The 21,290-nt window shown below is 69.6% G+C and carries 24 protein-coding genes, 1 tRNA gene and 2 pseudogenes; 11 read left to right on the top strand and 16 right to left on the bottom strand.

What is annotated here, in order from left to right:
* Window positions 1-154 precede the first annotated feature (154 nt).
* From ybaK to ABIC66_RS10095, 3 genes are all read left to right on the top strand, one after another.
* A complete protein-coding gene (gene ybaK / locus ABIC66_RS10105; RefSeq protein WP_354069887.1) occupies window positions 155-631 on the top strand; it encodes a Cys-tRNA(Pro) deacylase in 477 nt (158 codons plus the stop codon).
* Window positions 632-685: 54 nt separating this feature from the next.
* Window positions 686-762, top strand: a tRNA-Met gene (locus ABIC66_RS10100).
* Between the two features lie 40 nt (window positions 763-802).
* Window positions 803-1,216, top strand: coding sequence for a GFA family protein (locus ABIC66_RS10095; protein WP_354069885.1), 414 nt, complete (start codon window positions 803-805; stop codon window positions 1,214-1,216).
* Window positions 1,217-1,221: 5 nt separating this feature from the next.
* On the opposite strand, the gene ABIC66_RS10090 is transcribed toward ABIC66_RS10095, so the two are convergent.
* Genes ABIC66_RS10090 through ABIC66_RS10080 form a run of 3 tightly spaced genes read right to left on the bottom strand, consistent with a single transcriptional unit; the run spans window position 1,222 to window position 3,894 of the window.
* The gene (locus tag ABIC66_RS10090; RefSeq protein WP_354069883.1) at window positions 1,222-1,761 is read right to left on the bottom strand and encodes a DUF1993 domain-containing protein; all 540 of its coding nucleotides are present in this window, start codon (window positions 1,759-1,761) and stop codon (window positions 1,222-1,224) included.
* Window positions 1,762-1,801: 40 nt separating this feature from the next.
* The gene (gene hutC / locus ABIC66_RS10085) at window positions 1,802-2,509 is read right to left on the bottom strand and encodes a histidine utilization transcriptional repressor HutC (protein WP_354069881.1); all 708 of its coding nucleotides are present in this window, start codon (window positions 2,507-2,509) and stop codon (window positions 1,802-1,804) included.
* Window positions 2,506-3,894: a formimidoylglutamate deiminase gene (locus ABIC66_RS10080; protein ID WP_354069879.1), complete on the bottom strand. Its 1,389-nt coding sequence runs from the start codon at window positions 3,892-3,894 to the stop codon at window positions 2,506-2,508. Before ABIC66_RS10080 ends, hutC begins: the two co-directional genes overlap by 4 nt.
* A gap of 71 nt (window positions 3,895-3,965) precedes the next feature.
* Between ABIC66_RS10080 and hutI the strand changes: the two genes are divergently transcribed.
* Both hutI and hutH read left to right on the top strand, forming a co-directional pair.
* Window positions 3,966-5,171 carry an imidazolonepropionase gene (hutI, locus tag ABIC66_RS10075; RefSeq protein WP_354069877.1) on the top strand — a complete coding sequence of 402 codons (1,206 nt, stop codon included), beginning with the start codon at window positions 3,966-3,968 and terminating at the stop codon, window positions 5,169-5,171.
* Complete coding sequence (gene hutH / locus ABIC66_RS10070; RefSeq protein ID WP_354069875.1) at window positions 5,156-6,697, top strand: histidine ammonia-lyase; 1,542 nt, start codon at window positions 5,156-5,158, stop codon at window positions 6,695-6,697. Before hutI ends, hutH begins: the two co-directional genes overlap by 16 nt.
* Here the strand turns inward: hutH and ABIC66_RS10065 are convergent.
* Window positions 6,673-6,819, bottom strand: a pseudogene (locus ABIC66_RS10065) (hypothetical protein); the annotation flags it as partial. The gene hutH and the pseudogene ABIC66_RS10065 sit on opposite strands and share 25 nt — an antisense overlap.
* A gap of 11 nt (window positions 6,820-6,830) precedes the next feature.
* Here ABIC66_RS10065 and hutG point away from each other — a divergent pair.
* Window positions 6,831-7,631 (top strand): annotated as a pseudogene (hutG, locus tag ABIC66_RS10060) (N-formylglutamate deformylase); the annotation flags it as partial.
* A 146-nt stretch (window positions 7,632-7,777) separates the two neighbouring features.
* Window positions 7,778-9,442: a urocanate hydratase gene (hutU, locus tag ABIC66_RS10055; RefSeq protein WP_354069873.1), complete on the top strand. Its 1,665-nt coding sequence runs from the start codon at window positions 7,778-7,780 to the stop codon at window positions 9,440-9,442.
* Window positions 9,443-9,530: 88 nt separating this feature from the next.
* Here the strand turns inward: hutU and ABIC66_RS10050 are convergent, their stop codons facing one another.
* Both ABIC66_RS10050 and ABIC66_RS10045 read right to left on the bottom strand, forming a co-directional pair.
* Window positions 9,531-11,084, bottom strand: a complete 1,554-nt coding sequence (locus ABIC66_RS10050) for a glycine betaine ABC transporter substrate-binding protein (RefSeq protein WP_354069872.1) — start codon at window positions 11,082-11,084, stop codon at window positions 9,531-9,533.
* Window positions 11,077-11,841, bottom strand: a complete 765-nt coding sequence (locus ABIC66_RS10045) for an ATP-binding cassette domain-containing protein (protein WP_354069870.1) — start codon at window positions 11,839-11,841, stop codon at window positions 11,077-11,079. Before ABIC66_RS10045 ends, ABIC66_RS10050 begins: the two co-directional genes overlap by 8 nt.
* Before the next feature lie 169 nt (window positions 11,842-12,010).
* On the opposite strand from ABIC66_RS10045, the gene ABIC66_RS10040 reads away from it, so the two are divergent.
* On the top strand, window positions 12,011-12,178 hold the full coding sequence (locus tag ABIC66_RS10040) for a hypothetical protein (protein ID WP_354069869.1): 168 nt from the start codon (window positions 12,011-12,013) through the stop codon (window positions 12,176-12,178).
* Window positions 12,179-12,265: 87 nt separating this feature from the next.
* On the opposite strand, the gene ABIC66_RS10035 is transcribed toward ABIC66_RS10040, so the two are convergent.
* From ABIC66_RS10035 to flgB, 4 genes are read right to left on the bottom strand one after another with little or no spacing between them, the layout of a single operon-like run.
* Window positions 12,266-14,311, bottom strand: a complete 2,046-nt coding sequence (locus ABIC66_RS10035) for a glycoside hydrolase family 2 protein (RefSeq protein WP_354069867.1) — start codon at window positions 14,309-14,311, stop codon at window positions 12,266-12,268.
* A gap of 58 nt (window positions 14,312-14,369) precedes the next feature.
* Window positions 14,370-14,684 (bottom strand): flagellar hook-basal body complex protein FliE, encoded by a 315-nt coding sequence (fliE, locus tag ABIC66_RS10030; protein WP_047410540.1) that lies wholly within the window; start codon window positions 14,682-14,684, stop codon window positions 14,370-14,372.
* A 10-nt stretch (window positions 14,685-14,694) separates the two neighbouring features.
* Window positions 14,695-15,114 (bottom strand): flagellar basal body rod protein FlgC, encoded by a 420-nt coding sequence (gene flgC, locus ABIC66_RS10025; protein WP_354069865.1) that lies wholly within the window; start codon window positions 15,112-15,114, stop codon window positions 14,695-14,697.
* Between the two features lie 11 nt (window positions 15,115-15,125).
* Complete coding sequence (gene flgB, locus ABIC66_RS10020) at window positions 15,126-15,569, bottom strand: flagellar basal body rod protein FlgB (protein WP_354069864.1); 444 nt, start codon at window positions 15,567-15,569, stop codon at window positions 15,126-15,128.
* 116 nt (window positions 15,570-15,685) lie between these two features.
* Between flgB and ABIC66_RS10015 the strand changes: the two genes are divergently transcribed.
* From ABIC66_RS10015 to ABIC66_RS10005, 3 genes are read left to right on the top strand one after another with little or no spacing between them, the layout of a single operon-like run.
* The gene (locus ABIC66_RS10015) at window positions 15,686-15,994 is read left to right on the top strand and encodes a FliO/MopB family protein (RefSeq protein WP_354069862.1); all 309 of its coding nucleotides are present in this window, start codon (window positions 15,686-15,688) and stop codon (window positions 15,992-15,994) included.
* Complete coding sequence (gene fliP, locus ABIC66_RS10010; RefSeq protein WP_354070317.1) at window positions 15,991-16,791, top strand: flagellar type III secretion system pore protein FliP; 801 nt, start codon at window positions 15,991-15,993, stop codon at window positions 16,789-16,791. Before ABIC66_RS10015 ends, fliP begins: the two co-directional genes overlap by 4 nt.
* Before the next feature lie 26 nt (window positions 16,792-16,817).
* Window positions 16,818-17,729 carry a ribokinase gene (locus ABIC66_RS10005; protein WP_354069860.1) on the top strand — a complete coding sequence of 304 codons (912 nt, stop codon included), beginning with the start codon at window positions 16,818-16,820 and terminating at the stop codon, window positions 17,727-17,729.
* Here ABIC66_RS10005 and ABIC66_RS10000 read toward each other — a convergent pair.
* The 6 genes from ABIC66_RS10000 to ABIC66_RS09975 form a co-directional block, all read right to left on the bottom strand.
* Window positions 17,726-18,001: a DUF5985 family protein gene (locus ABIC66_RS10000; protein WP_354069858.1), complete on the bottom strand. Its 276-nt coding sequence runs from the start codon at window positions 17,999-18,001 to the stop codon at window positions 17,726-17,728. The genes ABIC66_RS10005 and ABIC66_RS10000 overlap by 4 nt on opposite strands.
* Entirely contained in the window at window positions 17,998-18,264 is a 267-nt protein-coding gene (locus tag ABIC66_RS09995) for a DUF5985 family protein (protein WP_354069856.1), read from the bottom strand. The genes ABIC66_RS10000 and ABIC66_RS09995 overlap by 4 nt, the downstream gene beginning before the upstream one ends.
* Complete coding sequence (locus ABIC66_RS09990; protein WP_354069855.1) at window positions 18,261-18,647, bottom strand: hypothetical protein; 387 nt, start codon at window positions 18,645-18,647, stop codon at window positions 18,261-18,263. The genes ABIC66_RS09995 and ABIC66_RS09990 overlap by 4 nt, the downstream gene beginning before the upstream one ends.
* An 88-nt stretch (window positions 18,648-18,735) precedes the next feature.
* Complete coding sequence (gene mopJ, locus ABIC66_RS09985) at window positions 18,736-19,230, bottom strand: motility/cell cycle regulatory protein MopJ (RefSeq protein WP_354070315.1); 495 nt, start codon at window positions 19,228-19,230, stop codon at window positions 18,736-18,738.
* A 196-nt stretch (window positions 19,231-19,426) separates the two neighbouring features.
* Window positions 19,427-19,846: a Ros/MucR family transcriptional regulator gene (locus ABIC66_RS09980; RefSeq protein ID WP_354069853.1), complete on the bottom strand. Its 420-nt coding sequence runs from the start codon at window positions 19,844-19,846 to the stop codon at window positions 19,427-19,429.
* 215 nt (window positions 19,847-20,061) lie between these two features.
* On the bottom strand, window positions 20,062-21,285 hold the full coding sequence (locus ABIC66_RS09975) for a DUF2336 domain-containing protein (protein WP_354069851.1): 1,224 nt from the start codon (window positions 21,283-21,285) through the stop codon (window positions 20,062-20,064).
* Window positions 21,286-21,290: the final 5 nt, after the last annotated feature.

Genomic DNA, 21,290 nt, shown 5'->3' with positions numbered 1-21,290 from the left:
ACGCCTCCTCCGCCAACCGGGGCTCGCCAAGGTCGAGGTCGTCGGCAAGACCGGGGACGGCGACATCAACAGCGCGTTGCGAAGCGGCCGCCGCGCTCACGGAATTCGAGATCCGTATTCCACCGCCTGGCCCACCTCATGTATCACCCGGAGCATGTCCAAGAGCACCCCCGCCACGATCGCGCTGACCAAGGTCGGCGTCGCGTTCGAGCTGCACACATACGACTACGATCCCGGATCGGAACGCGTGGGCCTGCAGGCCGCCGAGGCGTTGGGCGAGGATCCGCGCCGGGTGCTCAAGACCCTGGTGGTGATGCTGGACGGCAAGCCCGCCTGCGCCATCCTGCCCTCGGACAAGGAGGTCAGCATGAAGAGGCTGGCCGCGGCCCTGAAAGGCAAGTCGGCCGCCATGGCCCCCGTGCCCGACGCCGAGCGGATCACCGGCTACAAGGTCGGCGGCGTCAGCCCGTTCGGCCAGAAGAAGCGCCTGCCGACGGTGCTGGAAGAAGCCGCCCTGGCCGAGCCCTACGTCTTCATCAATGGCGGCCAGCGCGGCCTGCAGGTGAAGCTGGCTCCGGCGGACGCGGTGAAGGCGCTGGGCGCGGTGACGGCGGCGATCGTGGCCGAGTAGGCCGGCGCTTGAAACGCCCCACGTTTCTCGCCTATAAGCCGCGCCTCCTGGTGCGGCTGGGTAGCTCAGATGGTTAGAGCGGTGGATTCATAACCCACAGGTCGGCGGTTCGATCCCGCCCCCCGCCACCAGGAATTGACCGGGCTTCGCGCCGCGTCCTAGGCTCCCGCCATGACCGAAACGACCTTCAAAGGCGGCTGCCTGTGCGGCGCTCTGCGCTGGGAGGCCGATCGCGCCCCGGACTATATGGGCGTCTGCTGCTGTCCCGACTGCCGCCGGGCGTCGGGGTCGGGCTTCATCCCGTTCATGGGCTTTGCGGCCGAGGCCCTGACCATCACCGGGCCGACGCGGCAGTATCGCAGCCGCGCCTTCCGGGGCGGCGAGGCGACCCGCAATTCGTGCCCGACCTGCGGCGGCCTGGTGTTCGGCGGCGAGCACGGCCTGAGCGACTCGCACACGATCTATGCCGGCTCGCTGGACGATCCGAGCCTGTTCAGGCCGGCCATGGCGCTGTTCAATCGCGACCGGCCCGCCTGGGTGGTGCTGCCCGAGGGCGTGACCCTGTTCGAGACGATGCCGGACTAGGCCGCCTAGCCGCCCGGAAACGTCCCCGGACGAATATACGCGAACATGTGGCTGACCCAGTCCGGCTTGCCCAGCGCCACGCCCTTATGGCGCAGGATCGCGTAGGCGGTCGTCAGGTGAAAGTAGAATTGGGGCAAGGCCCAGTCGCGGACGAACTGCGCGCCGGTCATGTCGAAGACGATGCCGTTGGGCATGGTCAGCGCGATCGGCTTGTCCGCCACACCGTCGAAGGTCGAGGGCGGCGTGGCCTGGATCCGCTGGGCGGCGTCGGCCAGCTGGGCCCGCGCGCCGTCGAAATCGCTCGCGTCGTCGGCCGGGGCGAACGACTCCGCGCCGGTCAGGTGGCGCAGCAGGTCGCTGGCCTGGGTGCAGACGAACCGCACCTGGGTCGACAGCGGAAACATGTCCGGCGCCAGCCGCGCGCCCAGCAGGTCGTCAGGCGACAGGCCATGCTCGGCGGCGAAGGCCTCGCCCTTGGTCAACTGGGCGGACAGGCCCTTGAGCATCTGGGCGTAGGTGGGGATCGCGAGCGCGTACAGGTCCATGGGCTTCCTCCGGTTGCGAGGAGGTAAGCCGGACTCGCGCCTAGGCGCCAGGCCCGAACCGCGCGACCAGGTCATAGGCCTCGCCGGGGAACACCTGCCGCACGCGGGTGACGTGCTGGCCCTCGCGCCAGGTGCGGCGGTCGACGACCAGGCAGGCCGTCCCCTCGTCCAGAGCCAGCAGGCGGGCGTCCTCGGCGTCGGCGTTGATGGCGCTGATGCGGCTCTCGGCCTCGGTCCAGGCGACATGCTCCAAGAGCCAGGCCCCAGGCGGGTGCTCGGCGAAGTCGGCGGCCTCGATGCCGGGCGCGGCCTTCAGGGAGACCAGGCGGCGTTCCAGGGCGAACGGCCGGCCGCCGGCGTCATGGACGCCGTCCAGCGCCAGCAACTTGCCGCCGGCCGCCAGCTCGACCTCTTCCGGGCGGTCGCGATCGGCGGCCCGCGCGCGACGGGACAGCAGGCGGAAGGCGTAGGCCTCGCCGCGCGCGACGATCTCGGACTGGATGTCGGGGATGTTCAGCACCGGCGCGTGGACCTTGGGCCGGGCCACGAACGAACCGGCGCGCTTGCGGCGCACGATCAACCCGGCCTCGACCAGGGCGGTCATCGCCTTGCTCACGGTCATGCGCGAGCAGCCGTACTCGGCCAGAAGCTCGGCCTCGGTCGGGGCCCGGTGGCCGGGCGCCCACTCGCCGGAGCGGATGCGGGCCTCGATGTCCGAGCGGATGCGCTGATGCAGCGGCGCGGTCACGTCAGCAAGGCCTTGAGGGTGGCGGCGTATCGGCCGGCGATCGCGTCGCGGGCGTGGTGGCGGCCGTCGGAGACTAGCTGCTTGCCATGACGCCAGACCGTGTCGATCCCGCCGCCGGCGAAGACCAGGCTGTCGATCAGCGCATCCCCCGAGCGGCCGACCAGGTTCGGATGGTTGGCGTCGAGCGTGACGAAGTCGGCCGGCGCGCCCCGCCGCAGGCCGCCGCGCCCGACGCCCAAAGCCTGGGCCCCACCCATGGTCGCCGCGCGCCACAGGTCGCCGCCGGTCGAGCGGCGCGGGCCGCTGGCCAGCACGTTGCGGGCGCGGCGGGACAGGCGCTGGGCGTATTCCATCGTCCGCAACTCCTCGGCGGCGTTGATCAGGATGTTGGAGTCGGTGCCGATTCCGAAGCTTCCGCCAGCGGCCAGATAGTCCGGGGTCGGGAAGATCCCGTCGCCCAGATTGGCCTCGGTCACCGGGCAGAGCCCCGCCGTCGCGCCGCTCTTGGCCAGGCGCTCGGTCTCGGTGGCGTTGATGTGGGTGGCGTGGATCAGGCACCACCGCTTGTCGACCTCGGTGTGGTTCATCAGCCAGCGGACGGGACGCTGGCCGGTGGCGGCCAGGCAGTCGTCGACCTCCTTGGTCTGCTCGGCGACGTGCATGTGGATCGGTCCGCCGGCGGCCAGCGGCAGGATGGCGTCCAGCTCCTCGGCTGTCACCGCGCGCAGGCTGTGCGGCGCGATGCCGACCACCGCCTCGGGCAGGCCGGCGACGATCCCCCGGCAGGCCTCGACCAGCCGCGCGAAGGCGTCGACGTCGTGGATGAAGCGCTTCTGGCCGTCGGTGGGCGGCAGGCCGCCGAAGTTCGAATGGGCGTAGAACACCGGCAGCAGGGTCAGCCCGATCCCGGTCTCCTGCGCCGCCGCCGCCATCCGCGCGGCCATCTCGGCCGGGTTGTCGTAGAAGCCGCCGTCGGGCGCGTGGTGCAGATAGTGGAACTCGCCCACCCGCGTGAAGCCGCCCTCCAGCATCTCCATCTGGCCCATGGCGGCGATGGCCTGGGCCATGTCCGGGTCCAGCCGCTCCAGGAAGCGGTACATGACCTCGCGCCAGGTCCAGAAGGTGTCGCCCGTATCGCCTCGGATTTCGGCCAGGCCGGCCATGGCGCGCTGGAAGGCGTGGCTGTGGACGTTGCCCAGGCCCGGCAGGGCGGGACCGAGACGGACGGCGTCGCCGGCGCTCGCATCGGTGTCGATCCGCGCGATGCGACCGTCGGCGATCGTCAGCTTCACGCTCCGCGCCCAGCCGTCGGCCAACAGCGCGCTCTCACACCAGACCGCCGTCGAGGACTCGGGATGGCTCGTCGGATTTTGGGTGTCGGTCACTGGACAAGCCTCATCGTTCGCAAATATGTCTATACATATTAAGCTCGACGACAAGTGAGGGAGACGGACCGATGCAGTGCGACACCCTGTGGATAACTTGCCGTCTCGCCACCCTCGACCCTGCGCTTGAGGGCCTTGGGATCGTCGAGAACGGCGTGATCGCCGCCCGCGACGGCCGCATCCTCTATGCCGGTTCGGCCGACGACGCGCCCGCTTTCCAAGCCGCCAGGACGATCGATTGCGAAGGCCGCTGGATCACCCCCGGCCTGATCGACCCGCACACCCACCTGGTCTTCGCCGGCGACCGCGCCCACGAGTTCGAGCTGCGCCTGGCCGGCGCTTCATACGAAGAGATCGCCCGGGCCGGCGGCGGCATCGTCTCGACGATGCGCGCCACCCGCGCGGCCTCTGAAGAGGAGCTGATCCAGGCCGCCCTGCCTCGTCTCGACGCCCTGATCGCCGAGGGCGTCACCACGGTCGAGATCAAGTCCGGCTACGGCCTGTCGCTGGACGACGAGATCAAGAGCCTGCGCGCCGCCCGCGCGCTGGGCGAGGTCCGTCGCGTCGGCGTCAGCGCGACCTTCCTGGGCGCCCATGCCCTGCCGCCCGAATACCGCGACGATCCCGACGCCTACATCGCCCTGGTCTGCGAGAAGATGATCCCGGCCATCGCCGCGCGCGGCCTGGCCGACGCGGTCGACGGCTTCTGCGAAGGCATCGGCTTCTCGCCCGCCCAGATCCGTCGCGTGTTCGAGGCCGCGCGCGATCACGGCCTGCCCGTCAAGCTGCACGCCGAGCAGCTGTCGAACCTCTCCGGCGCGGTGATGGCGGTCGAGTTCGATGCGCTGTCGGCCGACCATCTGGAGCACCTGGACGCGGCCGGGGTCGCGGCCATGGCCGCCTCGCGGACGGTCGCGACCCTGCTGCCCGGCGCCTACTACTTCACCCGCGAGACCAAGGTCCCGCCGATCGCGGCCTTGCGCGCCGCCGGCGTGTCGATGGCCCTGGCCACCGACTGCAATCCCGGCACCTCGCCCCTGACCTCGCCGCTGCTGGTCATGAACATGGCCGCCACCCTGTTCCGGATGACCGTCGAGGAGTGCCTGGCCGGGGTCACGCGCGAGGCCGCGCGAGCCCTGGACCTGCTGCATGACCGCGGGACCCTGGAGGCCGGCAAGGCCTGCGATCTCGCCATCTGGGACATCGAGCGTCCCGCCGAACTTGTCTATCGCATGGGCTTCAACCCGCTCCATGCGCGCGTGTGGAGAGGCCAGTGACCGACCTTGTTCTTCGACCCGGCGCGGTCCCGCTGGCCGAGTGGAAAGCGATCTATCGCGGGGCGACGGCGCGTCTGGCCGACACCGCCTGGCCGGTGATCGCCGAGAGCGCGAAGGCCGTCGAGCGCATCCTGGCCCGCCGCGAGCCGGTCTACGGGATCAACACCGGCTTCGGGAAACTGGCCAGCGTCCGCATCGGCGACGCGGACCTCGCGACCCTGCAGCGGAACATCGTCCTGTCGCACGCGGCCGGCGTCGGCGAGCCCTCGCCCGCGCCGGTCATCCGCCTGATGCTGGCCCTGAAGCTGGCCAGCCTGGCGCAAGGCGCTTCCGGCGTAAGGGTCGAGACCGTGCGCTTGCTGGAAGCCATGCTGGTCCGGGGCCTGACGCCGGTGGTGCCATGTCAGGGCTCGGTCGGCGCCTCGGGCGACCTGGCGCCGCTGGCCCACATGGCCGCGACCATGATCGGGGTCGGCGAGATCTTCGTCGGCGACCAGCGCCTGCCGGCGGCCGAGGCGTTGAAGGCGGCCGGCCTATCGCCCCTGACCCTGGGCCCGAAGGAAGGCCTGGCCCTGCTGAACGGCACCCAGTTCTCGACCGCCAACGCCCTGGCGGGCCTGTTCGAGGCCGAGCGGCTGTTCCAGTCGGCCCTGGTCACCGGAGCTCTGTCGACGGAAGCGGCCAAGGGCTCGGACACGCCGTTCGATCCACGCATCCACGTCCTGCGCCGCCACGCCGGCCAGATCGAGACCGCCGCCGCCCTGCGGGGCCTGATGAGCGGCTCCAAGATCCGCGCCTCGCACCTGAAGGAGGACGAGCGGGTCCAGGACCCCTACTGCCTGCGCTGCCAGCCGCAGGTGATGGGCGCGGCCCTGGACGTCCTGCGCCAGGCGGCCGTGACCCTGGAGACCGAGGCCAACGGCGTCTCGGACAATCCGCTGATCTTCCCGGAAACGGACGAGGCGCTGTCGGGCGGCAACTTCCACGCCGAGCCGGTGGCCTTCGCCGCCGACATGATCGCCCTGGCGGTCTGCGAGATCGGCTCGATCGCCGAGCGGCGCATCGCCATGCTGGTCGACCCGGCGCTGTCGGGTCTGCCCGCGTTCCTGACGCCCAAGCCGGGCCTGAACTCCGGCTTCATGATCCCGCAAGTCACCGCCGCGGCCCTGGTCTCGGAGAACAAGCAGAAGGCTTATCCGGCCAGCGTCGACTCGATCCCGACCTCGGCCAACCAGGAGGACCACGTCTCGATGGCCGCCCACGGCGCGCGGCGCCTGATGGGCATGGTCGAGAACGCCACGGCGGTGCTGGGCATCGAACTGCTGGCGGCGGCGCAGGGCTGCGACTTCCATGCGCCGCTGCGCTCGAGCGCGGCGCTGGAGGCGGTGCGGACGCTGACGCGGAGCCAGGTGCCCTATCTGTCCGACGACCGCCACTTCCACCCGGATCTGGAGGCCGCCAACGCACTGGTGCGCTCAGGCGCGGTGATCGAAGCGGCGGGCTACCTGCCGGGGGTGGCGCGATGATGACCTTTTTCCGTGTCATCCCGGACGGCCCGCAGGGCCGATCCGGGACCCAGGGGCCAGTGCATTGCGGCCGCCCCTGGGTCCCGGCTCTCCGCTTCGCTGCGGCCGGGATGACACGATGAAAATTGCTTCGATGGATTGGCTGACTGTCGTGCGCGGCCAAGCCCCCCTGATCATCTCCCTCCCCCACACCGGAACCGAGATCCCCGCCGACATCGAGCCCCGCCTCGTCTCCCCGTGGCTGGCCCGCAAGGACGCCGACTGGTGGGTCGATCGGCTCTACGCCTTCGCCGAGGAGATGGGCGCGACCCTGGTGCGGACGGCGATCTCGCGCACGGTCATCGACGTCAATCGCGACCCGTCGGGCGCCTCGCTCTATCCGGGCCAGGCAACGACCGAGCTCACGCCCACCACCACGTTCGACGGCGAGGCGCTGTATCGCGACGGCGGGCCCGACGCGGTCGAGATCGACCGCCGCCGGACCGCATATTTCGAGCCCTACCACGCCGCTCTGCGCGCCGAGATCGACCGCCTGCGCGGGCAGCATCCGACCCTGGTGCTGTACGAGGCCCACGCGATCCGCTCACGCGTGCCTCGGCTGTTCGACGGCGAGCTGCCGCAGTTCAATCTGGGGACCAACAGCGGCCAGAGCTGCGATCCCGCCCTGGCCGCCGCGGTCGAGGCCGCCTGCGACGCCTCGGGTCGCTCGCGCGTCACCAACGGTCGCTTCAAGGGCGGCTGGACCACCCGCCACTACGGCCAGCCCGCGACCGGCGTTCACGCCATCCAGATGGAGCTGGCCTGTCGGGGCTACATGGACGATCCGAATGAGCCCCCGACACCCGACACCTGGCCCACGCCCTTCCACCCCGACCGCGCCGAACCGCTGCGCGCGGTGCTGGAAGAGGCCCTGAAGGCCTGTCTCGAATTCGCGGCTTCCTCTCCTCCCCCGCCCGCGGGGGAGGAGGACCGCCGAACGGCGGTGGAGGGGGCGTCCGCCGCCGCCAGCGCCCCCTCCGTCACGTCGCCTATCGGCGCCGCGCCACCTTCCCCGCCGCGCGGGTGAGGAGAAAGGATCCCATGACCCGCCGCGACAATACCCGCGTCATCCGCCCCGCCACCGGGACCGAGCTCAGCGCCAAGTCCTGGCTGACCGAGGCCCCGCTGCGGATGCTGATGAACAACCTGCATCCCGACGTCGCCGAGCGACCCGAGGAGCTGGTCGTCTATGGCGGCATCGGCCGCGCCGCCCGCGACTGGGAGAGCTTCGACAAGATCGTCGAGACCCTGCGCCGGCTCGAGGATGACGAGACGTTGCTGGTCCAGTCCGGCAAGCCGGTCGGCGTCTTCCGCACCCACGCCGACGCGCCCCGAGTACTGATCGCCAACTCCAACCTGGTGCCGCGCTGGGCCACCTGGGAGCACTTCAACGAACTGGATCGGAAGGGCCTGGCCATGTACGGCCAGATGACCGCCGGCTCGTGGATCTATATCGGCGCCCAGGGCATCGTGCAGGGCACCTACGAGACCTTCGTCGAGATGGGCCGCCAGCACCATGCCGGCGATCTGTCGGGCAAGTGGCTGCTGACCGCCGGCCTGGGCGGCATGGGCGGGGCCCAGCCGCTGGCGGCGGTGATGGCCGGCGCTTCGTGCCTGGCCATCGAGTGCCAGCCGTCGCGGATCGAGATGCGCCTGCGGACCGGCTATCTGGACAAGTCCACCGACAGCGTCGACCAGGCCCTGGCCTGGATCGAAGAGTCTTGCATGGCCAAGACCCCGATTTCGGTCGGCCTGCTGGGCAACGCCGCCGAGCTGCTGCCGCAGCTGTACAAGCGCGGTGTCCGTCCCGACCTGCTGACCGACCAGACCAGCGCCCACGACCCGATCAACGGCTACCTGCCGGCCGGCTGGAGCTTGGACCAATGGGCCGACGCCAAGGCGCGCGACCCGGCCAGCGTCGACAAGGCCGCTCGCGCCTCCATGGCGGTGCATGTACAGGCCATGCTGGACTTCCAGGCCGCTGGGGTTCCGACCGTCGACTACGGCAACAACATCCGCCAGATGGCGCTGGAGGAAGGCGTCGCCAATGCCTTCGACTTCCCCGGCTTCGTGCCGGCCTATATCCGGCCGCTGTTCTGCCGGGGGATCGGGCCGTTCCGTTGGGCGGCGCTGTCGGGCGATCCCGAGGACATCGCCCGCACCGACGCCAAGGTGAAGGAATTGATCCCGGATGATCCGCACCTGCACAACTGGCTCGACATGGCCGGGAAGAGGATCAAGTTCCAGGGCCTGCCGGCGCGGATCTGCTGGGTCGGCCTCGGCGATCGCCACCGCCTGGGCCTGGCCTTCAACGCCATGGTCGCGAGCGGCGAGCTGAAAGCCCCGATCGTGATCGGCCGCGACCACCTCGACTCGGGTTCGGTCGCCTCGCCCAACCGCGAGACCGAGGCGATGCTGGACGGCTCGGACGCGGTGTCGGACTGGCCGCTGCTGAACGCCCTGCTCAACACCGCTTCGGGCGCGACCTGGGTGTCGCTGCACCATGGCGGCGGGGTCGGCATGGGCTTCTCGCAGCACGCGGGCATGGTGATCGTCTGCGATGGGACGGAGGCGGCGGCCAAGCGGATCGCGCGGGTGCTGTGGAACGACCCGGCGAGCGGGGTGATGCGGCACGCCGACGCGGGCTACGACATCGCCATCGACTGCGCGCGGGAGAAGGGGTTGGACCTGCCGGGGATTCTTTGAAAGCTGTTATCCCGGACAAGCGCGCAGCGCGCCGATCCGGGACCGCAGCAAGCACTGGCGCTTCCGGCGGTCCCGGCTCTCCGCTTCGCTACGGCCGGGATGACAAGAGTTGGGAAGCCTCCGCCGGGCTCTTCTTGCCGGTGTCGCGGTCGACCGCGTAGTTGGCCGCCTGCATCGCCTTGACGGCGATGCTCCCGCCCAACGGCTTCAGCGCCGCGATCAGCCGCCGGTCCCCGGCCCGCTTCGGCGAGACCAGGATCACCGCGTCATAGGGCGGCAGCGCGCCCTTCGGGTCGCCCAGCAACACGAGGTCGTCCGCCGCGATGCGCCCGTCCGACGAGAAGGCCGAGATCACGTCGGCCTCGCGGCTCTCCAGGGCGCGGTACATGAAGGTCGGCTGGAACTGGCGCTTGGCCTTGAAGCGCAGGCCATAGGCCTTGACCACCGCCGCCCATTCCGGCCGCGAGAAGAACTCCAGGTCGCCGCCCATGACCAAATCCGGGGCCTTGGCGGCCAGGTCGGCCAGGGTCTTGACGCCCAGCGCCTCGGCGCGGTCGCGGCGCATGGCCAGGGCGTAGGCGTTCTCGAAGCCCAGCGGGGCCAGCAGCACGACGCCGTCGCGCGCCTTCAGCTCGGCCCGCAGGCCGTCCAGCACCGCCTGGCGGCCAGGATTGTCGGTCCGGTTCAGGACGTTGGCCCACAGGGTGCCGGAATAGTCGACATAGGCGTCGATCTCGCCGGCCGCGAGGGCGCGGTAGGCCACCGCCGAGCCGAGGTTCACGCGCCGCTGGACACTGGCTCCTTCACGCTCCAGCCGGCCGGCCATCAGCTCGGCCAGGATGTACTGCTCGGAGAAGTTCTTGGCCCCGATCACATAGGCCGGCTGGCCCTGCGACAGCGCCGCGCCGGCCAGGGGCGCCACGGCCGCCAGCAGGCCGAGCGCCAGGCCCGCGCCGCCGGCCCACAGGCGTTTCGGATCGCGTCGCGCCACCCCGTCCTCGATCAGGCCCAGCAGCTGGTCGACGACCATGGCCAGGCCCGCCGAGGCCGCGCAGCCGACCAGCACCGCCACCCAGTCCTCGGTCTGCAGCCCTGAGAAGATGTAGTCGCCCAGCGAGGTCTGGCCGACGGGCGTGGACAGGGTCGCCGCGCCGATCGTCCAGACGGCGGCCGTGCGCACCCCGGCCATGATCACCGGGGCGGCCAGGGGCAGCTCGACGCGCCACAGCCGCTGACGGTCGGTCATGCCGACGCCGCGCGCGGCTTCGACCACGGCCGGGTCGACGCCCGAGACGCCGGCCGCCGCGTTCCGCAGGATCGGCAGCATCGAATAGAGGGTCAGGGCCAGCAGCGACGGCAGGAAGCCCAGGGCGGGGAACCCGTGACCCAACGCCTTGGTCGCCAGGCCCGAAAGCAGCAGCAGCAACGGATAGAACAGGGCCAGCAGGGCCAGGCTGGGAATGGTCTGAACCAAGCCGGCGGTCGCCAGGGCGATCCACTTCAAGCGCGGACTACGAGCGGCGGCGATCCCCAGCGGCAGGGCGATGGCCAGGCCCAGGGCCAGGGCCGAGGCGGAAAGGGTTACATGCCAGCCCAGGCGCTCGGGCAGGACGGCCAGGGCCGCGTTGACACGATCAGCCACGGGCCAGCTCCGCGAGGCGTTCGGCCTGCTGACGCGGCGCGGCGATCAGGGCCGCGACGGCGGGATCGGGATGCCCCGCCAGCAGGTCGCGCGGCGGGGCGTTGGCCAGCACCTTGCCGCCGGCCATCACCACCACCTCGTCGGCCAGCAGCAGGGCCTCGCCAACGTCGTGGGTGACCATCACCGTGGTCAGGCCCAGGGTCTCGTGCAGGCGGCGGACGTCATCGGCCAGGGCGACGCGGGTGACGGGGTCCAGCGCCCCGAACGGCTCGTCCATCAACAGGATCGACGGCCGCGCCGCCAAGGCGCGCGCCACGCCCACCCGCTGGCGCTGGCCGCCCGACAGTTCCGACGGCGCGCGGCCGGCCGCCTCGCGCGGCAGGGCCACCAGATCGAGCAGCTCGTCGACTCGCGCGGCGATATCCCCTTCCGGCCAGCCCAGCAGGTTCGGGGTGATCCCGATGTTCTGGGCCACGGTCATGTGCGGGAACAGGCCGATCTCTTGGAACACGTAGCCGATCCCGCGCCGCAGCTCCGGTCCCGGTCGCGCGGCGATGTCGGCGCCCTCGACCAGCACGCGGCCGGTCGTCGGCGCGGAGAGGCCGTTCATCAGTTTCAGCAACGTGGTCTTGCCCGCGCCCGACCCGCCGACCAGGGCGACGAAGCGCCCCTTGGCGATGGCGAGCGACGTCTCCGCCAGCACGACCTGGTCGCCGTAGGTCTTGCTCGCCCGGTCGAGAACGATGGCTTCGGTCATGCGGGCTCCGGGCGGCGCGAGACTCAACCATCGCCGACCTCGAGCGTTGAATCAAAGCCCCAAGCCCATTCGCGCGCTCTGGGGTGCGACAAGGCGGCGCGCGACAGGTCGTCAGGTTCGCGAAGGCCGAGTCAATCTCGACCATGAGGACAGGTTCAAGGAGCGTCTCATGACCGTCGCGTCGCAAGCCCGTCCGTTCGATCCGCGCCCCGCTCGCGCTCGAGCCCGCGCGCCCCGCCAATGGCCCCTCGGCTTCGCGGTGCTGCTGGCCTCGGTGCTGAACGCGGTCGTCTGGGGCGGCCTGCTGACGGTCGCCAAGGCGTTCCTGCATCCGTGAACCACACTGTTCAGTAAGCGTAGCGTTTTTCATCTCCCCTGAAGCGAACTGGGCCGCGTCTCCCTCGGACGCGGCCCTTCTTTTCGCTCAGCGCGACGGCCGATAGGTCCAGGCCACGGTGTCGCGCACGGCGTCGCGGTCGGCGATGGTCAGCCTGTTGACGCCTTCCCGCAGCGTGATCGCCGGCCATAGCGCGACGTGATCCACGACCGGACGCTCGCCCAGGTCCGCGCCGTCCAGCACCAGCCTGAGCGACTTGAGATTGGAATAGACCTTCACGTCGACGGTCGGCGAGGTCCGTTCGGTGAAGCGCCGGCTGGTCACATAGGCCATGGGCGCGTCGGACCAATTGGCCTTGTACCAATAGTAGGCGTCCTTGCGCGTCTTGCGGTCGTAGGTGGCCAGGCCCTTGTCGTTGATCCCCGGCCGGTCGCCTTCGTCGCGCCCGTCGGAGGCCAGGTCGAATCCCACCCAGACGAACTGGGCCCACAGGTATGGACGGGCGCGCAATTGCCGCCAGGCGTTCTCGTGGAACAGGGCCTGATACTGCTCGGGATGCCAGCGGCCGTTCGGCTTGGGGCGGGCCGGCGGATCCTCCTGGTGCAGGATCGAGGCCCCCGCCCCATACTCGCTGACCGCCATGGCCCGCCCCGGCGCGGCGGCGTGCGCCCGATCGGCCCAGTCGCCGATCTCACCGACCTGGTCGGGGTACCAGCCGAAGTACTTGTTGAAGGCGATGACGTCGGTGACGCGGGTATGCGGCGCGGTGTCCGGTCCGCAGCAATGGGCGTAGACGGTGGGGCGCGACGGATCGGCCTCGCGGGCCGCCGCCTGCACGGCCGACAGCACCCGCTGGCTGGTCTCGTCGGACTTGTAGATCTCGTTGCCCAGGCCCCAGACGAACACCGAGGGATGGTTGTAGGTCTGGCGGATCAGCTCGCGGGTCTGCTGGACCAGGTTCTCGGTGAAGCCCGGGTCGGGATCGACGGCGCTATTGAGCGGGATCTCGGTCCAGACCAGGAAGCCGTCGCGATCGGCGTCGTCATAGGCCCGTTGCGGATGCTGGAAATGCACGAACCGCAGCGCGGTGGCGCCCAGCTCGCGGAGGATGGCGAAGTCCTCGTCGATGTCCGCGTCCGACACCGCCAGGCCCCGGTCCGGTCGGCCGCTGTGGAACAGATTGACGCCATGCAGGCCGATCGGCCGGCCGTTCAGGCGCGCGCCTCGGGCCGGATCGAGGGTCAGGGTTCGGAAGCCCAGCGGCGTCGTCACCGCGTCGCGAACCCGTCCCCCTTCGACCACCGACGTCGTCAGGCGATAGAGGTAGGGATCGCGACGGCCGTCCCACGATCGGGGCCGGTTCACGACGCCGCTCAAGGTTACCGGCGCCGTCTCCCCGGGACGGACGACGACTTGGGTCCGAAGCCTCAGCACGATCTTTCCCGCCGCGTCGTTCAGCCGGGCCGTCACGTCGAGGCGGGCGGCTTGGGCGCGATCGTTCCGAACCCTGGCCGTCAGCTTCACTCGTCCGCCCTCGGCGCGCGCATAGGCGCCGGGCCCGCCGTAGTCGAGCATGTCCAGGTGCAGGTCGGCTGTCCGGACTAGGCGGACGGAGCGATAGAGGCCGCCGAACACCGTGAAGTCGCCGCCCAGCGGCGCCACCGTCTTGCTCGCGCTGTTGTCGACCCGCACGGCCAGCACGTTCGCACCCGGCCGCAGCGCGTCGGTGACGTCGAAGCGGAAGCGGGCGTAGCCGCCTTCGTGCCGGCCGACCAATCGGCCGTTGACCCAGACGTCGGCGACCAGGGCCGCGCCGTCGAATTCCAGATAGCTGCGCTCACCAGCCTTCGGCGCGGGCGCGTCGAGCGTCCGCCGGTACCAGGCGGGGCCGCGATAGTAGCCGCCGCCGTCGGCGCCATCGGCGGCGTTAAAGGTGTGCGGCAGGGCGATGCTCGCCCACCCCTGGTCCTCGTAATCCGTCTTGGCCGCCTCGGGCGCGTCGGCCTTCAGGAAACGCCAGCCCGCGTCCAGCGGCCAGACCTGGCGGGGCGCGGCCGACACGGGCGCGGCGAGACAGACGGCCGCCAGAACGAGGGCGGCGCCGACGCGGCGGACGAGGTGGGAGAAGCTCATGCGGCGTGACTAAAGCACACCGCGCGCGGGAATAAACCCAGGGACGCCGAAACGTCGCCTAGATCGGCATCCGCATGATTTCCTGGTAGGCCGAGATCACCTGATCGCGCACGGCCATCACCGTCTCCAGGCTGGCCTCGGCCGAGCTGATGGCGGTGACGACGTCGACCAATTCGGCCTTGCCGGCCACCTGATCGGCGATCTTGTGTTCGGCGACCTTCGAGGCCTTGGTCGCGCCGTCCATGGTCGACTTCAAGAGCTCGCCGAAGTCGATGCCGCCCTTCTTCTCGGAGCCGCCGATCCCACCGATGGAACCGACTCCCATGGCGCCTTGCGAGGCGTAGGCCTTGGCGGCGGCGAGCGCGGTGATCATGGCCTAGCCCCTACTTCTTCAGGATGTCGAGGGTGCGCGCTTCCATGGAGCGCGCGGTCTCGATGACGTTGAGGTTGGCTTCGTAGGCGCGCTGCGCCTCCTTCATGTCCAGCGCCTCGACCAGCGTGTTGACGTTGGGCAGCTTGACGTAGCCCTTGGCGTCGGCGGCCGGGTTGCCGGGGTCGTATTCGGTCTTGAACTCGCTCTGGTCGGGATCGACGCGCAGCATCTGCACGCCCTCGGCGCCCTGCACCTTGGTCGGCTGGAACACCGGCACCTGGCGGCGGTAGGGATCGCCGCCGGCGGTGCGCGAGGTCGAGTTGGCATTGGCCAGGTTTTCCGCGATGACCCGCATGCGGCCCTGCTGGGCGCGAAGGGCCGACGAGGCCACGGCCATGGTCGCCAGTGCGTTGGATTTGATCTCGGGCATCGCCTAAATCCTCAGCCGTTCGGCTTGCGCGCGGCCATGCGCAGCATGTTCATGGACTTCTGGTAGAAGCTGATCGCCGCGTCGTAGTTCATCCGCGCGTCGGTCATCTTGAGCATCTGGTCCTCGAGCGAGACCGCGTTGCCGTCGAGGGTGGTTTCCGAATCGGCGCCCGACGTCGCCCGCCAAGCGCTGGGGGCGTTCGACGGGGCCATGTGGGCGGCCGAGGTGGCCATCATCGTCACGCCCGAGGTCGGGGCGCTGGGCCCGCCACGATAGACCGCGCCCGAACCCTGGTTCATCAGCGAGGCCTGGAAGCTGTAGGGCTTCAGGTCGCTGGGGCGATAGCCGGGGGTGTCGGCGTTGGCGACGTTCTGGGCGACAACCTTCTGCCGCTCGGTCAGATAACCGAGGCGGCTTTTCAGCATGCCGATAAGAGGGATGTCGTCCGGACCCATGGCGATCATGGTGAAGAAACAGGGTTAATCCGGCATTAAGAAGCGTCAGGCACACCAGGGTATGCGGGGCATTCGCCCTGCGCCATCTTGTCTCGCTTAGGCGGCCCTTTCGCGCCATGGACGTCATCGAATTCATCCGCGCCCTGGCGGCGCTGGCGGTCACGCTAGGCCTGATCGGCTTGGCCGCCTGGGCGTTGCGCAAATTCGGCCCCGACGCCGTGGGCCGGATGATCGCCGCCCGCCAGGACCGCCGGATGCGGATCGTCGAGAGCCTGGCGCTGGACCCGACACGCCGCCTGCTGATCGTCAGCCTGGACGGCGAGGAGCGCCTGGTGATGCTGGGCGACGGCAAGCTGCTGGACTGGATCCCCCAGCCGGGCGTCGCGACGTCCCTCCCCGCCCCCGCTCCGGAGCCCGTGGCCTGATGCGCGACCTGATCAAATCCGTGACGGGCGCCAAGGCCGAGGACGTGCGCCGCGCCGCGATCATCTCGGTGCTGGCGGCTATTGCCTGCGCCGTCATGCCGGCCGCGGCCCTGGCCCAGTCGGCGGTGAACATCAACCTCGGCACCGGGGCGGGCCTGACCGATCGAGTCGTGCAGCTGGTCGGCCTGATGACCGTGCTGTCGCTGGCCCCGTCGATCGTGATCATGACCACCTCGTTCGTGCGGATCGTGGTGGTGCTGGGCCTGCTGCGCACCGCCATCGGCATCCAGCAGAGCCCGCCGAACCCGGTGATCATCAGCCTGGCCTTGTTCCTGACCGCCATCGTCATGGGCCCAACCTTCGAAAAGTCCTACGACGCCGGCATCAAGCCGCTGCTGGACCACCAGATGGAGCTGCCCGAGGCCTTCGAGGCCGCCGGCGGCCCGGTGAAGGGCTTCATGCTGCGCCAGGTCGACCGCGAGGATCTGGCCCTGTTCGTCCGCCTGTCGAAGATCCCCAAACCCAAGACGGCGCAGGACACGCCGCTGAACGTGGTCACCCCGGCCTTCATGATCTCGGAGCTGAAGCGGGCCTTCGAAATCGGCTTCCTGCTGTTCATCCCATTCCTGGTCATCGACCTGGTCGTGGCCAGCGTGCTGATGAGCATGGGCATGATGATGTTGCCGCCCGCCACCATCAGCCTACCGTTCAAGCTCATCTTCTTCGTGCTAGTGGACGGCTGGCGACTCGTCGCGGGCAGTCTCGTCGAGAGCTTCCAGCGCGGCGGCGGCGGTTAGGCAGAAAACTCTAGAAGACCAAGACCATGACTGTTTTCGTTCTCGGCTCGATCAATCTGGACGCCGTGGCGCGGGTGGACGACCTGCCCCGCCCGGGCGAAACCGTGGCGGGCCTGTCCCTGGAGCTATTCCTGGGCGGCAAGGGCGCCAACCAGGCGGTCGCCGCCGCGCGGATGGGCGCGCCCACCCGTCTGATGGGCGCGGTCGGCGCCGACGAGACCGGCAAGAGCCTGAAAGCCAAGCTGGCCGGGTACGGCGTGCAGGTGGCTGACGTGATGGAGCTGGACGGCGTGGCCACCGGCCAGGCCCACGTCTGGGTCGCCGCCAGCGCCGAGAACATGATCGTGGTCACCGCCGGCGCCAACGCCAAGGTCACGCCGCAACAGGTCTCCGCGACCCCGCTGGAGGGTCAGCGCGTGCTGCTCTGCCAGCTGGAGACGCCGCCCACCGCCATCGAGGCCCTGTTCCGCACCGGCGCGGCCAAGGGCGCCCTGCGCGTGCTGAACGCCGCCCCCGCCCTGCCCCAGGGCGCGGCCCTGTTTCCGCTGACCGACATCCTGATCCTGAACCAGACCGAACTGGCGACCTACGCCAAGCTCGACCGCGAGCCGGTGCGCCTGGAAGACGTGTCGGTCGCCGCCCGCAAGCTGATGAGCCGTCCGGACCAGACGATCATCGTCACCCTGGGCTCGGCCGGCGTCGCCGCCGTGCGCCGCGACGAGGCATTCCTGATCGAGGGCAAGAAGGTCAAGGCGGTCGACACCGTCGGCGCGGGCGACTGCTTCTGCGGCGCCCTGGCCGCGGCCCTGGCCGGCAACATCGACCTGCGCGACGCCGTCGAGATGGCCAACGCCGCCGCCGCCCTGTCGGTGCAGAAGGCCGGCGCGGCGCCGTCCATGCCGTCCCGTCGCGAGGTCGAGGTCTTCCTGGAGGGCTAAGCCTTCGGGTCGCGCTTCAGGTTCTTGCCGATCACCGCCACGATGATCAGCAGGAAGGCGGCCAGCCGGATCAGATAGATCCCGCCGCGCTCTTCCTGCGGAATGTTCAGCACGACCGGCAGGGCCTGGTTCAGCGCCATCAGCGCGAAGGCGGCCGAGAAGGCCAGGAACAGCCGCTCGCGCGTCCGGCCCCAGAAGCGAAGGAAAAACGCCGCCAGCACCAGGAAGCCCGTGGCGAGGCCTCCGGCGACCAGACCCTCCACGGGGTTCATTGGTCCACCTCCCAGATGAAGGCGTAGACCAACACGCCGATCGCCGCGATCAGGGCAAGCTGACGAGGCCACCAAAGCTGCACCTGGATGGGCAGCAGCACCAGATCGACGACCAGCAGCAGGTTGTTCAGGGCCAGGAAGCCGAACGAGATGGCGGTCCAGAGCAGCAGGCGCGTGCGGGCCTTGGCCCAGGCCCGCGCGAGCAGACCCGCGCACAGCAGGCTGGCCAGCAGGCAGAGTCCGTAGACGACGGCGGGCGTCACTTGTCCCCTCCCTTGGGCTTGCCGGAGAACCTGAAGGCGTCCGCCAGAGACTTCAGCCGTTCCACCGGCGCCGAGATCCAGCGGATCACGGTCACCGGCCGAACGCGATAGGTCTGTTCCAGTTCATCGCATAGGAGCCCCAGGGCCGGAGCGGCCGGGCGATAGCGGAAACAGCCGCGATCGTCGGGGACCACCAGGCCGGCGCTCATCAGGGCCCTCAGATTGGCGTCCACCAGCGCATGGCTGGCGCGCATCGCCTCGACTAGATCGTCGGCCGACCAGCACCGCTCGGGGTCCGCCTTCAGTTTCAGCAACAGCTCCAGCGCCCACACCGATCGGATGTGTTCGCGGATGAAGCTGAGAACGTCTGGATCCCCGGTCACGCGGTCTTCGGTAGCGGCCCTCTGAAGCGCGCGACCTTAAGCAGGTTCGCCGGCCGGACAAGCTGAGCCGTGGGGAATTCTCCGGCGATCAGGCCGCGCGGATGCCCGAGACGCCCTCGGAGGCGGCGCCGACCACGGCGTCGTAGCCGAGGATCATGTCGACGTCCTTGCCGTTGCTGGCCAGCGGCAGGCGCAGCCACAGGATCGACATGTGCGGAGACCCCCGCCAGGCCAGGCTGTGGACGCCGACGCCGGGGCGACGCTCGTCGACCACCTTGTCCAGCTCCTTGCGCCAATAGTCGAAGGCGGCGGTGTTGTAGACGTCGCCGATCATCCGGCCGGTGATCTCGCGGCCGTAGACGCCGTAGAGGCCGGTGCCGGCCAGGCGCAGGCGGTAGTCGCGCGGCTCGTTGACGACGTCGATCAACGACACCGTCGGCAGCAGCCGTTTCATGCTTGCGGGATGCAGGTCGACGCGCGCGGGGAGGCTAGCCCCCCGACGGAGGGACGCCCAGTAGGCGAACATCTCCTGATGAGCGCGGGCCGCCGTAGCGGATGCGCTCAATTGCGCGGACATCTTCAGAGTCCTTAACAAGCTATTGGAATCACTTCGATTCACTATCGCTTAAGGAACGAATCGGCGGCAAGTGAAAAACATGCCGCGCGACAAGATTCCCATATTGAGTCAACCGCCAAAGACAACGCCCGCCGTCCGATTTCGGACGGCGGGCGCTGAGGTCTTCGAAGGCCACTACGGCCAAGCTTTTGTTCCGACTCGACTATTTCGCCTTGCGAGCCGGTTTGCGGCCGCCCTGGCCCAGGCCCATCTGCTTGGCGAGGTTCGAACGCGCCTCGGCGTAGTTCGGCGCCACCATCGGGTAATCCTTGGGCAGACCCCACTTCGAACGGTATTCCTCGGGGGTCATGTCGTACTTGGTGCGCAGGTGGCGCTTCAGCGATTTGAACTTCCGACCATCCTCGAGGCAGATCAGATAGTCCGGGGTGATCGAGCGCTTGACCGGCACGGCCGGCTCCTTGGGCGCCGGCGCCGGTTCGGCGGCCGGAGTCCCAACGGTGGCGAGCGCGGCATGCACGTGCTTGATCAGGGCCGGCAGGTCAGCGGTCGCGACCACATTGTTGCCGACATAGGCGGAGACGATGCCCGCCGTCATCTCGATCAGGTCGGATTGATCTTCCATATGGCCTCGCCGGTCGCCAAATCTTGCTGATTCTCGGATCAGTCGAGGGCTGCATACAAAGATTGCCAACGGCGGGCAATACGGCCTCGCCAAGAGATTATGCGTAATAGACCAGTGTTCGCGATCTTGGCTGAACCGGCCATACCGTGAGTAAGGGCGGTTGAGTTCCTGAACACGGCAAGCAGCACGAGTGAGATATCGGCGATATTCCGGCGTTAACGCCCGAAATCGCGCGAAAGCGCCAACATGGCCGCGCGTTGCGGCGCCGAGTATTCGTCGACGGCGGCCTCGTCGCCCTCGCGGATCGCCTTCAGCAGCGCCGGGGTCAGGGCCGAGGTCAGTGACCAGTTCCAGTAGCGCAGCACCGTCTGGGCCCGGTCGACGGCGATCGTGTCATAGACGGTCAGCACCCGTTCCAGGGCATGGTCGGTGGCCCCGCTGCGGTCGACTTCCTGTCGCCGCAGGCCGCGCCACAGCTGGCGAAGGGCCGCGCGCGGCAGGCCGGTGGCCTTGCAGAGGATGGCCAGGGGCTCGCCACCCGGATCGGTGAAGATCTTGGCGCCGGTCATCGGCTTCAGGCCCGAGAGATACGAGATCTCCTCGGCGATCTCTCGGGTGATGCCCGTCTCGCCGGCCGCGATCGCCGCATCCAGGCTGTCGTAAGGGCTCTTGGCGATGGCCGCGCGATTGCGCTGGCGGCGCTCGATGAACTGCAGGGCCTTGCGCGACAGCGGGTCCTGCCAGCCCTCGGCCGAGGCCAGGGCGAAGACGTCGCCGACGGCGTCCTGTAGGATCTCGCGCGATACCGCGAAGCGCTGGAGGATCGTCTTGCGCGCCTCGGCGTCAGCCCACCAGAACATCACATAGGCGTGGCTGGGCCGCAGCTCGGCCCGGCGCAGCAGCAGGGGGATCAGATACTGGGCGTCGCGCGTCGCGGCGACGATGTTCTCGACGCCCTGGTGGCTGATCTTGACCAGGTCGTTGCGCAGCAGGGCCTCGATCACCGGCGGCTCGACCATGTCGATCAGGGCGTCGGCCACCACCTCGCTGACGCCGCGTCGCTGGGCGATCAGACGGCGATGCTCCTGGGTGGCGTGGTAGAGGCAGCTGATCAGATCGGCGTCGGACAGCTTCTCGGCGTCGACCAGCAGGGCGCGCGCCACCGGCAGCTCGTCGCGCAGCAGCAGGCGGACCAGCACCCCGGGCATCTCGTTGAGCATGGCCAGGCGCCGGGCGACCTTCTCGCGCTCGGTGACATTGGCGTCGCGCAGCATCTCGACCAGCAGATCGGCCGTCATCGACCGTTCGAAGGCGTTGATCCGGCTGGTCGGCAAGCAGACCACGTCGGCCAGGCGCTTGAGCAGGGCCGAGCGCGAGCGCGGCGAGGGCTTGGGGGCCTCGGCCTGTCCGAACGAGGATGTCAGGGCGGCTTCGCTCATCGCAA

Origin of the sequence: Caulobacter sp. 1776 (assembly GCF_040545685.1) — a bacterium.
In the GTDB taxonomy this organism is placed as follows: domain Bacteria; phylum Pseudomonadota; class Alphaproteobacteria; order Caulobacterales; family Caulobacteraceae; genus Caulobacter.
This window is presented reverse-complemented; position numbering and strand designations above follow the sequence as displayed.